We start from the raw sequence: 15,452 nt of genomic DNA, 5'->3' as shown, positions 1-15,452 counted from the left end.
TGGCTTTTACCAGGATCATCTTTCCATGAAGATCGTCTCGTTCAACATCAATGGCCTGCGCGCCCGACCGCACCAGCTGGCGGCGCTGATCGACAAACACCAGCCGGACGTGATCGGCCTGCAGGAAACCAAGGTCAGCGACGATCAGTTCCCGTTGGCCGACGTCGAGGCGCTCGGCTACCACGTGCACTACCACGGCCAGAAGGGCCACTACGGGGTCGCCCTGCTCTCGCGCCAGGCGCCGCTGTCGTTGTTCAAAGGCTTTGCCAGCGATGAAGAGGACGCCCAGCGTCGTTTCATCTGGGGCACCTTCGCCGATGCCGACGGCACGCCGATCACCGTGATGAACGGTTACTTCCCCCAGGGGGAGAGCCGCGACCACCCCACCAAGTTCCCGGCCAAGCAGCGCTTCTACAGCGACCTGCAGGCCCTGCTCGAAGGGCAGTTCAAGAATGACCAGCCCGTCGTGGTGATGGGTGACCTGAACATCTCGCCCCAGGACTGCGACATCGGCATCGGCGCGGACAACGCCAAGCGCTGGCTGAAGACCGGCAAGTGCAGCTTCCTGCCCGAGGAGCGCGAGTGGATGGAGCGGCTCAAGGGCTGGGGCCTGGTCGACAGCTTCCGTCACCTGCACCCGGAGGTGGCCGACCGCTTCAGCTGGTTCGACTACCGCAGCCGCGGCTTCGAGGACGAGCCCAAGCGCGGCCTGCGCATCGACCTGATCATGGCCTCCCAGGGCTTGCTGCCACGGGTCAAGGCCGCCGGGGTCGACTATGAGCTGCGGGGGATGGAGAAGCCTTCGGACCATGCGCCGATCTGGCTTGAGTTGGGTTGAGTTGAGGCGCTAGCGCTTGACTGTAGCCTTGCAGCGCTCTCGAGATCGAGCGCCGCCCGCGCGGCGCATCGCGGCGCAAGGCCGCTCCTACATCTGTTTCGGGCCAGTCAATCCTGTGCCATTACCTGGTCCGCCTTGTTGGTCCGACGCGGTTCCAGCGTGGGCACCGCTGCCGCTTCACCTGCCTCAAGGCATGCACCAAGGCGGGCGCCGCCTCACTCTCAGGCATAACTGGCCCGAAACAGATGTAGGAGCGGCCTTGCGCCGCGATGCGCCGCGCGGGCGGCGCTCGATCTGATAGGCGCCACACCTCTCCCGCCAAACACTTGTTACAACCCACCCTTAAACATCGCCTCGTTCATTTCGTTCATCAGCACGAACTCCCGCTGTCTGCCCAGCAACCCTGAACAAGGCTTCCCCATGACCGCACCCCTGAACCGCCTCACCCTGGCCGCCCTGCTGGTCGCCTGCAGCCTGCCGGCCCTGGCCGCGGCGCCCGCGCACAAACCCGGCACGGTGTTCCGCGACTGCGCCAAGACCTGCCCGGAAATGGTGGTGCTGCCCGCTGGCAGCTTCATGATGGGTACCCCGAATGACGAGAAAGGCCGCCAGGACGACGAAGGCCCGCTGCACCAGGTGACCTTCAAGAAGGCCTTTGCCGTCAGCCAATACCAGATCACCAACGGCGAATGGAAAGCCTACCTCAAGGCCAGCGGTTACAAGGTCCCCAACGGCGACACCCGCCCGGGCCGCGAATGCATCGCGGGCGTGCCGCGCTACCAGCAGGGTGACCGCCAACCCGCCGTGTGCCTGAACTTCCACGAGGCCGAGGCCTACGCCTCGTGGCTGTCGAAGAAGACCGGCAAGGTCTACAAGGTGCTCAGCGAATCCCAGCGCGAATACGCCGTGCGCGGCGGCAGCACCGGGCCGTTCCCCTTCCCGCTCGATGACAACGACGAGCAGAAGTACCAGATCTCCAAGCACGCCAACACCTACGGCCCCACGGACGGCTTCTCCTTCACCTCGCCCGTCGGCAGCTTCCCGCCCAACGCCTTCGGCGTCTACGACGGCCACGGCAACGTCTACGAGTGGACCCGCGACTGCTACGTCGACAGCTACGCAACCGCCCCCACCGATGGCAGCCCGCAGACCAACAGCAGCGAATGCGAGGACCGCCGGGTGATCCGCGGCAACGACTACACCGAGGCGCCGATCTTCTCCCGCTCGGGCAATCGCAACGAACGCAGCTCCACCCTGCGCGGCGACTGGATCGGCTTCCGCGTCGCCCGCGAACTCTAAGCCCTCCCCACTTCCGGCGCCCCTGGCGCCGGATCCGCCTCGCCACTAAATCCGCGCAAAACCCTCTCGTCTACCAAGATCAGGGCCTGGTCCGCCGCCCTGCGCCAACGAATACTCACGAGATGACTCCATGACGTCCAAGACCCCCAGCCTCGCCCAGGAAACCCTGCGGATACTCAAGCCGTTCTGGATGCTGGTCGCGCTTTCGGCGGCCCTCGGCGTGGTCAGCGGCCTGAGCGTCACCGCCCTGCTGGCCACCATCAACAGTGCGATGAACGCCGTGGGCGGGCCGGACACCCGCACCGCCCTGCTGTTCGGCGGCCTGTGCCTGCTGACCCTGGCCTGCTCCACCGGCTCGAACCTGCTGACCAACTACGTCGGACAGAAGGTGGTGGCGCGCCTGCGCCGCGAACTGGCCGCCAAGGTGCTGGTGGCGCCGATCGCGCAACTGGAGCGCTACCGCGCCCACCGCCTGATCCCGGTGCTGCTCAACGACGTCAGCACCATCAGCGCCTTCGCCCTGTCGGTGGCGCCGATGGTCATCGCCTTCACCGTCACCCTCGGCTGCCTGTCCTACCTGGCGCTGCTGTCCTGGCAGATCCTGCTGGTCACCGTGCTGACCGTGGTGATCGGCACCGGCGCGCAATTCATCGCCCACCGCCATGGCATGAAGAACATCCTTACCGCGCGCAACAACGAAGACGAGCTGCAGAAGCACTACCAGGCCCTTTCCGGCGGCGCCAAGGAGCTGCGCATCCAGCGCCAGCGCCGCCAGCACATGCACGACCAGTTGATCCACGGCGCCACCGAACGCATCTGCAAGGCCAACATCCGCGCGGCGAACATCTTCGTCAGCGCCGAGACTTTCGGCTCGATGCTGTTCTTCGCGGTGATCGGCATCGCCATCGCCTTCCAGGCCCTGTGGCCGAGCACCGACAAGACCGTGCTGGGTGGTTTCGTGCTGGTGATGCTGTACATGAAGGGGCCGCTGGAACAGCTGATCACCAACCTGCCGAGCATCAGCCGGGCACAGATCGCCCTGCGCCGGATCGCCGAGCTGTCCCAGCGGTTCTCGTCGCCCGAGCCGCACCTGCTGGTCAGCGACCGCGCACCGCAGGTGACCGAGGTCGCCTCCATCGAACTGCGCCAGCTGCGCTATGACTATCCCCAGGTCGAAGGCAGCCAGCCGTTCCACCTGGGCCCGGTGGACCTGACCATCCGCCAGGGCGACATCGTCTTCATCGTCGGCGAGAACGGCTGCGGCAAGACCACCCTGATCAAGCTGCTGCTGGGCCTGTACACCCCGCAACAGGGCGAGGTCCGCCTCAACGGCGAGACAGTTACCCCGCAGCGCCTGGACGACTACCGCCAGCTGTTCACCACCATCTTCGCCGACTACTACCTGTTCGACGAACCGCTGCCGGGCCTCGCCGAGCTGCCGCCGGAGGCCGCCAAGTACCTCGAACGCCTGGACATCGCCCACAAGGTCGGGATCCGCGACGGCAGCTTCACCACCACCGACCTGTCCACCGGCCAGCGCAAGCGCCTGGCGCTGATCAATGCCTGGCTCGACCAGCGCCCGGTGCTGGTGTTCGACGAGTGGGCCGCCGACCAGGACCCGGCCTTCCGCCGGGTGTTCTACACCGAGCTGCTGCCGGAGCTGAAGCAGCAGGGCAAGACCATCATCGTCATCTCCCACGACGACCGCTACTTCCCGGTGGCCGACCAGCTGGTGCGCATGCACAGCGGCAAGATCCTGGTCGAACGCAACCAGGAACCGGCCCTGCCCGCCTGACCCCTCCTCCACGGGCGGTGGCCCTGTCACCGCCCGCGCCGCTTAAATTCCCCGCCGCACCGCTCGTTCCCCTATTGCCGCACGCTGAATCAACCCTGCCTACAGGGAAGTCGCAGGTCACGCCTCTACCAACCGCAATAATTATTTTTCCGGTTTTGGCATTCGCATGCGTCCTACTCGCAACGGAATAATTTTCATTTACTTTGCGTACCTTGAGCCAGAGCATAAAAATGCCAATACCAGCCAACACCCTGACCCCTTTGAGCAAAGCGCTGATGCTGCGCCGGATGCTGCGCTCCTCGCCGGCCATGGCAACCCTCGGCCTCGCCCTGTCCCTGCCGCTGGCCGCCCAGGTGCAGGCCCAGGAGCAGGACTTCGACATCCCGGCCCAGTCGCTGGCCAGCGCCCTGCAAGAGCTGGGTCGCCAGGGCAACCTGCAGGTGCTGTTCAGCCCGGAAACCGTCCAGGGCCTGCGCAGCAGCCCGGTCAAGGGCCGCTTCTCGCCAACCCAGGCAGCTGGGGAGCTGCTCAGGAACAGCGGGATTCGCTACAGCGTGCAGGACAACACCCTGATCATCAGCGGCGCGGCAGAGTCCGGTTCGGCCATGACCCTGGACGCCACCACCATCAACGGCCAGGTGCTCGGCGCCACCACCGAGGGCAGCAACTCCTACACCACCGGTGCGGTGACCATCGGCAAGACCGCGCAATCGCTGCGTGAAACCCCGCAGTCGGTGACCGTGGTCACCCGCAAGCTGATGGACGACAAGAACCTGGTCTCGCTGGACCAGGTGATGGCCCAGACCACCGGTATCACCCGCGCCAACCGCGGCTACGGCAACCACCACTTCAGCTCCCGTGGCTTCGACCTTACCGACGAAAGCTACATGGTCGACGGCGTGCCCGGGCAGGCCTACGCCTACACCGGCTGGATGACCCCGGACATGGCGATCTTCGACCGCGTCGAAGTGCTGCGCGGTGCTTCCGGCCTGCTGGTCGGCGCCGGCAACCCGGGCGGCGCGGTGAACCTGGTGCGCAAGCGCCCGACCGCCGACCCGCGCTTCACCGTGATCACCCGCGCCGGCTCCTGGGACAACTATCGCCTGGACCTGGATGCCAGTGGCCGCCTCAACCCCCAGGGCACCCTGCGCGGGCGCATGGTCGCCTCCTATGAGGACCGCGGCTACTTCACCGACGTCACCAAGTCCAAGCGGCCACTGCTGTACGGGATCGTCGAGGCCGACCTGAACGACGCCACCACCGTCGCCCTGGGCCTGCGCCGCCAGACCTCGCGCATCGACGGCTACAGCGTGCTGGGCATCCCCAACAACCCCGATGGCAGCAACCCGCACCTGAAGCGCTCGACCTACCTGGGCCAGGACTGGACCAAGCTGCAGACCGACATGGACGAGGTGTTTGCCGACCTCACCCACCGCTTCAACGACAACTGGACCGCCAAGCTGGCGCTGTCCCATTCCGAGGGTGGCTACAACCGCAGCGCCATCGAGTGGGGTGTGGGCAGAACTGATCCCACCTTGGAGTATGGTGCCCCCGGTGGACCTAGGGTCAACACCGTCAGCTATCACAAGTTCGATGTGACCTCCAATGCCGTCGACGGCCACCTGGACGGCACCTTCGAGGCCTTCGGCCTGACCCACCAGTTGACCCTCGGCGCCAACTGGTCCAAGCGCAAGATGAACGACAAGGACAACACCATAGATCTACCCAGCACGATCCCGCTCAATGTCTTCGATCCCGACCATAGCAATATCCCGGAATTGCAGCGCAACGGCTGGAAGTCCATGGATGACACCATCGACACCCGCTACGGCACCTACCTGAGCGCCCGCCTGCACGCGACCGAAGACCTGAGCTTTGTCCTCGGAGGTCGCCTGAGCTGGTACAAGAACGAAGCCTGGAACGGTCCGAAGGTGACGACTAGCCGACAGGACGAGGAATTCACCCCCTTCGTCGGTGCGATCTACGACCTGAACGATCAGTGGTCGTGGTACGCCAGCTACGCCGACATTTTCCTGCCGCAGTCCAACTACCGCACCGTCAGTGGCAGCGTACTGGACCCCTCCATCGGTTCCAACTATGAAACCGGCATTAAGGGTGAGCTGTTTGACAAGCGTTTGAACGTTTCCTTCGCGGTGTTCTACATCGAGCAAGAAGACGTTGCGAAGCAGGATCCAAACCCTGATAACCGTGGTAAGTGCCCAACGGACTCTGCAGGCCGCTGCTGGGTCAACGGCGACGGCATCAACCGCAGCAAGGGCTTCGAAGCCGAGGCCACCGGCGAACTGCTGCCGGGCCTGCAGGTCGCGGCTGGCTATACCTACAACACCACCAGCTCGTCCGAGGGCGGCCCGATCTCGGCGCAGACCCCGAAACACATGGTGCGCGTGAACACCAACTACACCTTCCCGGGTGAATGGAACCGCCTGAGCGTCGGCGGTGGTGTCTCGGCGCAGAACTCCTACGTCGATGCCTACAACGAGGCCTACAACAGCGGCCGTGCGATCTTCGACGCCCGCGCCGCCTACAAGCTCGACGAGCACTGGACCGTCGGCGTGGACGTCGAGAACCTGTTCGACCGCAAGTACTTCGACTCCATGGGCTACTGGACCCGCGGCACCACCTACGGTACCCCGCGCAGCTACATGTTCACCCTGCGCGGCGACTTCTAAGCCCCGCGTTGCATGACCGGCGCCCCCTCTCGAGGGGGCGCTTTGCTTTGAGCACCAGCGAGCGCCCCTGTTGTCTTTCCCCGCGTCCCGCCGCACACTCGTGCGCGCCAGCCAGGAAGCGGAGTCCGCAGTGCCCACGCCACGCCAGTTCAGCAAGAAGACCAGCACCAGCAACATGCTGCGGCTCAAGTCCGGCGATGCCGGCAACCAGCGCCCCTACCGCGTCGACTTCGTCCTGCTCGAGCATTTCTCCATGGCCAGCTTCACCGTGGCGATGGACGTGCTGGTCACCGCCAACCTGCTGCGCACCGACAGCTTCACCTCCACCCCGCTGTCCCTGGCGGGCGATCGCGTGCTCAGCGACCTGGGCCTGGAACTGGTGGCCAGTCCGCTGGCGCCGCGCAGCCTGCAGGACCTCGACCTGCTGGTGATCTGCGGCGGCCTGCGCACACCCTTGAAATACCCCGACCTCGACCGCCTGCTGGGCGATTGCGCCAGCCACGGCATGACCCTCGGCGGGCTGTGGAACGGCGCCTGGTTCCTCGGCCGCGCCGGGGTGCTCGACGACTATGGTTGCAGCGTGCACCCCGAGCAGCGCGCCAGCCTGGCCGAGATCAGCCCGCAGACGCGCATCACCCCGGCCAGCTTCACCCTCGACCGCGACCGCCTGAGCGCCGCCAGCCCCAACGGCGCCATGGAGCTGATGCTCGGGCTGGTGAGGCGGCTGTACGGCGATGCCCTGGCCGAAGGCGTCGAGGAGATCCTGTCGTTCTCCGGGGCGCGCTATCGCCAGGTCGGGCCAGGGGCGAAGAAGTCCATGAGCCTGCACCTGCGCACCATCGTCGAGCTGATGGAGAACAACCTCGAGGAGACCCTGAGCCTCGACCAGCTGGCCACCTACTCCGGGCGTTCCCGGCGGCAGATCGACCGCCTGTTCCAGGCCCAGCTGGGCACCTCGCCCCGGCGTTACTACATGGAACTGCGCATCACCAAGAGCCGGCGCCTGCTGCAGTATTCGGACCTGTCGGTGATGGAGGTGGCGGTGGCCTGCGGGTTCGTCTCGGTCTCGCACTTCAGCAAGTGCTATGCGGCGTATTTCGGCTATCCGCCGTCACGCGAGCAGCGGCTAGGGGAATGACCCTGCTGCGCCCTATCGCAACTGTAGGAGCGGCCTTGCGCCGCGAAAGGGTCGCAACGCGACCCCGGCGACTCACCCGCAATCACAGATCCTGGAGCTGCTGCGTAACCCTTTAACAACACAAGGTCGCTCTACCCCCGCTCATTCAGCAATTCGCGAATCACCCGCTCCTGCCCCGCATAATCCCCCTCGCCAAAGTGCACATGGCGCACCTGCCCCTTGCGATCGACAAAGTAATGCGCCGGCCAGAACTGGTTGCCCCAGGCGTTCCAGATCCGGTAGCCATTGTCCACCGCCACCGGGTAGGCGATGCCCAGTTGCTGCACATGGGCCCGGACATTGCCCAGGTCGTGCTCGTAGTCATACTCCGGCGTATGCACCCCGACCACCACCAGCCCCTGCTCGCCGTAGCGCTGCGCCCAATCATTGACATGGGGCAGGCTGCGCCGGCAGTTGATGCAGTCGTAGGTCCAGAAATCCACCAGCACCACCTTGCCCTTGAGCGCGGTGCCATCCAGCGGCGGCGAGTTGAGCCACTGCTCGGCCCCCGCCAGCGACGGCATGGGGCCGTAGCTGTCCCTGGCCAGCAGGTGGCCGGCCAGGCCCAGCCCGAGCAGGGCCAGGGCCACGCCGCCGGCCTTGAGCAGGCGGCGCTTGCCGCGCACCTCAGTTGTCATGGCAGCCACTGGTGGCGTATGAGCGGTACTCGACACTCTGCGGCTTGCCCTGGGAGTCGAGGTAGTCCATGCGAGTCTTCACCGGCCCGCAGGTGGTGCCTGGCTCATCCTTCACCGACAGCACTTTCTTCACATCCAGCCGGTCGCCGTAGCGGTATTGCATCACGCTGGCGTCGTTCAGCGAGCTGCTGCTGGCCTGGGCCGTCAGGGCGCCGAGGCCGAGGACGGCAAACAGGGCGGCGCTGGCGAGGGTCTTGAGGTTCATGGCGTGTCTCCTTGTGCGGATTCTGGTTTGGGAAGGCTTTACTCCCCGGTCGAGAACCATTTCACGCCTGCCAGGTATCGCGCATGTGTCCGGCCAGGGGCCGCCGTGCTTCTTCCTGTATCTGTGTCGCCAGCAGATACACTGCAATACAAACCCGGGCAGGCAAGCCCGGATCCACTCGGTACACTGCGCCCATTCCCCACGTACAAGGACACCCCGATGGAACACGCCGATCACATCCTGATCGTCGACGACGACCGCGAGATCCGCGAACTGGTCGGCAACTACCTGAAGAAGAACGGCCTGCGCACCAGCATCGTCGCCGATGGCCGGCAGATGCGCGCCTTCCTGGAAAACAACGCCGTCGACCTGATCGTCCTCGACATCATGATGCCCGGCGACGACGGTCTGCTGCTGTGCCGCGAACTGCGCGCCGGCAAGCACCGCAACACGCCGGTGCTGATGCTCACCGCGCGCAACGACGAGACCGACCGCATCATCGGCCTGGAGATGGGCGCCGACGACTACCTGACCAAGCCGTTCTCCGCCCGCGAGCTGCTGGCGCGGATCAACGCCGTGCTGCGCCGCACGCGCATGCTGCCGCCGAACCTGACCATCAGCGAGAGCAGCCGGCTGATCGCCTTCGGCCCATGGCGGCTGGACACCACCGCCCGCCACCTGCTCGACAACGAAGGTACCCTGGTGGCGCTGTCGGGGGCCGAGTACCGCCTGCTGCGGGTGTTCCTCGACCATCCGCAGCGGGTGCTCAGCCGCGAGCAACTGCTTAACCTCACCCAGGGCCGCGAGGCGGACATCTTCGACCGCTCCATCGACCTGCTGGTCAGCCGCCTGCGCCAGCGCCTGGGCGACGACGCCCGCGAGCCGACCTGCATCAAGACCGTGCGCAGCGAAGGCTACGTGTTCTCGCTACCGGTGCAGTTGCTGGAGTCGCCGGCATGAAATGGCCGCGCACCCTGGCCTCGCGCCTGGCCCTGATCTTCTTCACCGGGCTGGTGCTGGCCTATGGCCTGTCGTTCAGCCTGCAGGCCTACGAACGGTACGTCAGCAGCCGCTCGATGATGCTCAGCAACCTGGAGCTGGATGTCTCGACCTCGGTGGCCATCCTCGACCGCCTGCCCGCCGCCGAGCGCCCGGCCTGGCTGTCGCGCCTGGAACGGCGCACCTACCGCTACCGGCTGAACGGCGGCCTGCCCGGCGAGGCCATGCCCAGCGCCGACCCGCCCATGGCCGCCGAGTCCATCGTCAAGGCCATCGGTGACCGCTACGCCCTGACCTTCCAGGAAATTCCCGGCCCCAACGCGCACTTCCAGGCTCACCTGCGCCTGGCCGACGGCGCGCCGCTGACCATCGACGTCACCCCTGCCCCGGTGCCGGTGGCCACCTGGCTGCCGGTGGTGCTGCTGATCCAGCTGGCGGTGCTGCTGGCCTGCACCTGGCTGGCCGTGCGCCTGGCCATCGGCCCGCTGACCCGCCTGGTCCAGGCGGTGGACAACCTCGACCCGAACAGCCCTGGCCCGCAGCTCGACGAGAGCGGCCCGCGCGAGGTGCGCTACGCCGCCGTGGCCTTCAATGCGCTGCAGGCGCGCATCGGCGCCTACCTCAAGGAGCGCATGCAGCTGCTCGCCGCCATTTCCCACGACCTGCAGACGCCGATCACGCGCATGAAGCTGCGGGTCGAGCAGATGGACGACGGCCAGGAGAAGGACAAGCTGGCGCACGACCTGGACGCCATGGAGCACCTGGTGCGCGAAGGCGTGGCCTATGCCCGCAGCATGGACAGCGGCACCGAGGCGCCATGCCGGGTCAACCTCGACGCCTTCCTCGACTCCCTGGTATTCGACTACCAGGACAGCGGCGCCCGGGTGGACCGCCACGGCAGCGCCCAGGCGACCCTGCAAACCCGTCCCCATGCCTTGCGCCGGGTGCTGGTGAACCTGGTGGACAATGCCCTCAAGTTCTCCGGCGCCGCGCAGCTGGAGGTGGGCTGCGAGAACGGCGTGACCCTGATCCGCGTGCTCGACGATGGCCCGGGCATCCCCGAGGCGGAACTCGACGACGTACTCAAGCCGTTCTACCGGGTCGAGGGCTCGCGCAACCGCAGCACTGGCGGTACCGGGCTGGGGCTGGCGATCGCCCAGCAACTGACCCAGGCCATGGGCGGCAGCCTGACCCTGCGCAACCGTGCCGAAGGGGGACTGTGCGCGCAGGTCGAGCTACGCTGAGGTCCAGCATTACCTGTTAGTGAAAATCTCGACTGCGTACATCCAGCCCCTGCAACAAGGGGCTGATGTCCTCCAGCCGCCGGGCGATCAGGTGGCGCACCCCGCTCTCCTGCTCCAGGCGCCCGCTCACCTTGAGCAATTTCGAGCCCACCAGCGCCCGCCGCTGGCGCTCGGCCAGGTCGCGCCAGACCACCACGTTGACCATGCCGTGCTCATCCTCGAGAGTGACGAAGGTCACGCCACTGGCGGTCTGCGGGCGCTGCCGGCCGACCACGATGCCGGCCACGGCAATCGTGTCGCCATGCTCGACCCCCGCCAGTTCCGTCGAGCTGCGACAACCCAGCGCCCGCAAGCGAGAACGCAGCAGGGTCAACGGATGCGGACCGAGGGTGGTGCCCAGGCTGTCGTAGTCGGCGGCCAGGTCCTCGGCGACACTCGGCAGCGGCAACATCACCGCCTGCTCGGGCACGGAGTCGACCTCGGCAAACAGCGGCAACTGCGCCTGCACCGCCGCCACCTGCCAGCGCGCCTGGTGGCGGTCACCGGCCAGCCCGCGCAAGGCCCCGGCATCCGCCAGGCGCGCACGGGCCCGAGCATCGAGCCCGGCACGCAGGCACAGGTCCTCGACATCGCGCCACGAACGCTGTGCCCGCGCCTGCGCCAGGCGGCGGGCATCGTCTTCAGCGAAGCCACGGATCTGGCGCAGCCCCAGGCGGATGGCCAGCGCGCCCTCGCCCACGGCTTCCAGGGTGCAGTCCCAGTCGCTATGGAACACATCCACCGGGCGCACGTCGATCCCTTGGCGGCGGGCCTCCTGCAGCAGCTGGTCGGGGCTGTAGAAGCCCATCGGCCAGCTGTTGACCAGCGCGCAGGTGAAGATCGCCGGCTCATGGCACTTGAGCCAGCTGCTGGCATAGCACAGCAGGGCGAAACTGGCGGCGTGGGACTCGGGGAAGCCGTAGCTGCCGAAACCCTTGATCTGCTCGAAGATGCGCTCGGCGAAGGCCAGTTCGTAGCCATTGCGCAGCATGCCCGCGACCAGCCGCTCGCGGTGCGGCTCCAGCCCGCCATGGCGCTTCCAGGCGGCCATGCTGCGGCGCAGCTGGTCGGCCTCGCCCGGGCTGTAGTCGGCGGCGACCATGGCCAGCTCCATTACCTGCTCCTGGAACAGCGGCACGCCGAGGGTGCGCTCGAAGACGGCCTTGAGCTTTTCCGATGGATAGGTGACCGGCTCCTGCTCGAGCCTGCGGCGCAGGTACGGGTGGACCATGTCGCCCTGGATCGGCCCGGGACGGACGATGGCCACCTCGATCACCAGGTCGTAGAACTTCACCGGCTTGAGCCGGGGCAGCATGGCCATCTGCGCCCGCGACTCGATCTGGAACACGCCCATGGTCTCGGCACGGCCGATCATGGCGTAGGTGGCCGGGTCCTCCTTGGGCAGGGTCGCCAGCGTGTACTCGCGCCCCCGGTGCCGGGCGATCAGGTCGAAGCAGCGGCGCAGCGCGCTGAGCATGCCCAGCGCCAGCACATCGACCTTGAGCAGGCCGACCATGTCCAGGTCGTCCTTGTCCCACTGGATCACCGTGCGCTCGGCCATCGCTGCGTTCTCCACCGGCACCAGCCGGTCCAGCGGCTGCTCGCAGATGACGAAGCCACCGGGATGCTGCGACAGGTGCCGGGGAAAGCCGATCAGTTCCCCCGCCAACACCAGGATGCGCCGCAGCGAGGGGCTGTGGGCGTCGAAACCGGCCTCGGCCAGACGCCCGGCATCGGGGATGCGATCGCTCCAGCGCCCGCAGCACTTGGCCAGGGCGTCCACCTGGTCGGCCGGCAAGCCGAGCACCCGGGCTACGTCGCGCACCGCCCCGGCGGCGTGGTAGCTGCTGACCACGGCGGTAAGTGCCGCACGGTGCCGGCCATAGCGGCGGAACACGTACTGGATCACTTCTTCGCGGCGGTCATGCTCGAAGTCCACGTCGATGTCCGGCGGCTCGTTGCGCTCGCGGGAAAGGAAGCGTTCGAACAGCAGGCGGTGTTCCATGGGGTCGAGCTCGGTGATGCCGAGGACGAAGCACACCACCGAGTTGGCCGCCGAACCGCGCCCCTGGCAGAGGATGCGCTGGCGGCGGGCGAAGGCGACGATGTCGTGGACGGTCAGGAAGTAGCTCTCGTAGCCCAGTTCCTCGATCAGTGCCAGCTCCCGCTCCAGCACCGTGCGCACCTTGTCGCTCGGGCCCTGGGGCCAGCGCTCGGGCAGGCCGCGCCGGCACAGTTCGCGCAACCAGCTGGCCGGGGTATGCCCTTCGGGCACCAGCTCCCGCGGGTACTGGTACTTCAGCTGCGACAGGTCGAAGGTGCAGCGCCCGGCAACCTGGGTGGTCTGCGCGAGCAGATCGTCGGGGTACAGCTCGCGCAGCTGGTCGAGCGAGCGCAGGTGACGCTCGCCGTTGGCGAACAGGAAACGCCCCGCCTCGGCGACCGCGCAATGTTCGCGGATGGCGGTCATGCAGTCCTGCAAAGCCCGCCGCCCGCGCACATGCATGTGCACATCACCGCAGGCCACCAGCGGGATATCCAGCCGCGCCCCAAGGGCGCGCAGCTGCGCCAGGCGCTGGCAGTCATCGGCCCCGCGGTGCAGGTGCACCGCCAGCCACAGGCGCTCGCCGAACAGCTGCCGCAACCAGGCCCCGACGCCATCGTCGGGCTCGGCCACCCACAGCGCCAGCAGGCCCTGGTGATGGGCCTCGAGGTCCTCGGCGAGCAACTGGTAGCGGCCCTTCTCCGAACGCCGCCGGGCGCGGGTGATCAGCGCGCAGAGGTTCTGGTAGCCGGCAAGGTCCTCCACCAGCAGGACCAGCTTCGGCCCCTGGTGCACCCGCACCTCGCTGCCGACGATCAGCTTCAGCTGATGCTGCTTCGCTGCCTGCCAGGCCCGGACAATCCCCGCCAGCGTGCATTCGTCGGTGATCGCCAGGGCCTGGTAGCCCTGCTCGCGGGCGCGGCGGAACAGTTCGTCGGCACTGGAGGCGCCGCGCTGGAAGCTGAAATTCGACAGGCAGTGCAGCTCTGCATAATCCGGGCTGTTCATGCGAACCAGCCCTGCAACCACAGCGGCCCGGGGCTCGCCAGGTCACGGAAGGCCCAACCGCGCAGGCCGTCGCGGGTCTCGATGCGGTAGTAGTCACGGCGCACGTCGCCACCGTCCCACCAGCCGGACTCGATGCGCTCGGCCTGCCCCAGCAGTTGCAGGCCGGTCTCGCTCAAGAGCTGGGGTGTGGGCAGCAGCCAACCGGGACGACGACCAGGGGCCATCACCCGTTGGCCCTGGGCGCCCTGCTCCACGCCTTGCCAGGCGCACTCGGGGCGATGGTCGGCTTCGGCGCGCAGGCCCCTGACCGCCTCGTCACCGAGCCGCGCCCGCAGCCGTTCACGCAGCTGCTCCCAGGGCTGGGCCTGCTGTGCGCGCGGGTCGAACAGCGCCTGGCGTTGCGGCACGAATGGCGGCAGGTCGGCGGCCAACAGGCGCAGGTTGCGTACCGGCGCCGGGATACGCAGCGGTTCCAGGCGACCACGGGCCAGCTCGAACAACAGCGAGGCGTCACGCTCGGCGGCCAGCAGGCCGACCTTGAGCACGGTGTCGGCGCCTTCGGCGTGCTCCAGGTGCAGCTCGAAACGCTGCACGCCGCAGTCGCGCCCGGCGAGGAAAGCCGCCAGGTCGCTGATGAGGCGACGCAAGGGGAACAGCAACGCCTGATGCGACTCGACGTCGAAATTCAGCTCCAGCCGCGCCTCGAAACGATCGGGCGGCTGGTAGAAGTCCAGCCCCAGGTTGCGCAGGCCGAGCAGCTGGTCCAGGTGCAACTGCACCTGGACACTGAAACGCCTGGCCAAGGCATCGCGCGGCAATGCCAGCACCTGCCCGAGCCGCTGCAGGCCCATGCGGGCGAAGGCCTCGGCCGCTTCGGCGGGCAGGCCGACACGCTCGACGGGCATCTCGAGCAAGGCGGCGCGAGTGGCCTGCGGGCAGGTCAGCGCCAGGCCGTCATGGCCATTGGCGAGCATCCTCGCCGCCACCGGATTGCTGGCCACGACAATGCGCTGGCGCAGCCCCAATGCCGCCAGTTCCTCGCGCAGGCGGGCCTCGAACAATGGCCAGGGGCCGAACAATTGCAGGCTCGAGCCCACCTCCAGCAGCAACGCACGGGGATAGTGAAGACTGACCTGGGCGCTGAAGCGGTAGGCCCAGGCTGCCAGCAACTGCTGCAACTGCTCGATGCGCGCCGGCTCGACCTCGACGCAGCTGAAACCGTCAGCCAGGGCGCGGGCGGCGGTCAGCGTCTGCCCGGCGCGCAGGCCCAGCTCACTGGCCGCCGGGTTGACCGCCCGCAGCACCCGGCGCTGGAGCGGCCCGCCGAGCAGCACCAGCGGTGCCTCGGGGTCGTCGCGTTCGCGCAGGACGGTGTCCAGCGCCAGCTGTGGCAACAAAATGCAGGCCCAGAGCATG

The 15,452-nt window shown here is 67.3% G+C and carries 11 protein-coding genes; 7 read left to right on the top strand and 4 right to left on the bottom strand.

What is annotated here, in order from left to right:
* Positions 1–25 precede the first annotated feature (25 nt).
* The 5 genes from xthA (at position 26) to AC0MAZ_RS15315 (ending at position 7,760) form a co-directional block, all read left to right on the top strand.
* Positions 26–838, top strand: coding sequence for an exodeoxyribonuclease III (gene xthA / locus AC0MAZ_RS15335; RefSeq protein WP_232855224.1), 813 nt, complete (start codon positions 26–28; stop codon positions 836–838).
* Positions 839–1,258: 420 nt separating this feature from the next.
* Complete coding sequence (locus tag AC0MAZ_RS15330) at positions 1,259–2,137, top strand: formylglycine-generating enzyme family protein (protein ID WP_203646865.1); 879 nt, start codon at positions 1,259–1,261, stop codon at positions 2,135–2,137.
* Positions 2,138–2,267: 130 nt separating this feature from the next.
* Positions 2,268–3,932, top strand: coding sequence for a cyclic peptide export ABC transporter (locus AC0MAZ_RS15325; RefSeq protein ID WP_475858404.1), 1,665 nt, complete (start codon positions 2,268–2,270; stop codon positions 3,930–3,932).
* Between the two features lie 230 nt (positions 3,933–4,162).
* Positions 4,163–6,622 (top strand): TonB-dependent siderophore receptor, encoded by a 2,460-nt coding sequence (locus AC0MAZ_RS15320; RefSeq protein ID WP_475858403.1) that lies wholly within the window; start codon positions 4,163–4,165, stop codon positions 6,620–6,622.
* 130 nt (positions 6,623–6,752) lie between these two features.
* Entirely contained in the window at positions 6,753–7,760 is a 1,008-nt protein-coding gene (locus tag AC0MAZ_RS15315; RefSeq protein ID WP_203646867.1) for a GlxA family transcriptional regulator, read from the top strand.
* A gap of 131 nt (positions 7,761–7,891) precedes the next feature.
* Here the strand turns inward: AC0MAZ_RS15315 and AC0MAZ_RS15310 are convergent, their stop codons facing one another.
* Positions 7,892–8,437, bottom strand: a complete 546-nt coding sequence (locus AC0MAZ_RS15310; RefSeq protein ID WP_475858401.1) for a thioredoxin family protein — start codon at positions 8,435–8,437, stop codon at positions 7,892–7,894.
* Positions 8,427–8,702: a DUF2790 domain-containing protein gene (locus tag AC0MAZ_RS15305; RefSeq protein WP_203646871.1), complete on the bottom strand. Its 276-nt coding sequence runs from the start codon at positions 8,700–8,702 to the stop codon at positions 8,427–8,429. Before AC0MAZ_RS15305 ends, AC0MAZ_RS15310 begins: the two co-directional genes overlap by 11 nt.
* Before the next feature lie 219 nt (positions 8,703–8,921).
* Between AC0MAZ_RS15305 and AC0MAZ_RS15300 the strand changes: the two genes are divergently transcribed.
* Together AC0MAZ_RS15300 and AC0MAZ_RS15295 are read left to right on the top strand one after the other, a co-directional pair.
* Positions 8,922–9,662, top strand: coding sequence for a response regulator (locus AC0MAZ_RS15300; RefSeq protein WP_050705623.1), 741 nt, complete (start codon positions 8,922–8,924; stop codon positions 9,660–9,662).
* The gene (locus AC0MAZ_RS15295) at positions 9,659–10,945 is read left to right on the top strand and encodes a sensor histidine kinase (RefSeq protein WP_475858399.1); all 1,287 of its coding nucleotides are present in this window, start codon (positions 9,659–9,661) and stop codon (positions 10,943–10,945) included. The genes AC0MAZ_RS15300 and AC0MAZ_RS15295 overlap by 4 nt, the downstream gene beginning before the upstream one ends.
* Before the next feature lie 16 nt (positions 10,946–10,961).
* On the opposite strand, the gene AC0MAZ_RS15290 is transcribed toward AC0MAZ_RS15295, so the two are convergent.
* Together AC0MAZ_RS15290 and AC0MAZ_RS15285 are read right to left on the bottom strand one after the other, a co-directional pair.
* On the bottom strand, positions 10,962–14,036 hold the full coding sequence (locus tag AC0MAZ_RS15290; RefSeq protein WP_475858397.1) for an error-prone DNA polymerase: 3,075 nt from the start codon (positions 14,034–14,036) through the stop codon (positions 10,962–10,964).
* Positions 14,033–15,451, bottom strand: a complete 1,419-nt coding sequence (locus AC0MAZ_RS15285) for a Y-family DNA polymerase (RefSeq protein ID WP_475858396.1) — start codon at positions 15,449–15,451, stop codon at positions 14,033–14,035. Before AC0MAZ_RS15285 ends, AC0MAZ_RS15290 begins: the two co-directional genes overlap by 4 nt.
* Between the last annotated feature and the right edge of the window lies 1 nt (position 15,452).

It is taken from the genome of Pseudomonas sp. A (assembly GCF_056270345.1).
The sequence above is the reverse complement of the archived record's forward strand: the minus strand, read 5'-3'. Positions and strand labels throughout refer to the sequence as shown.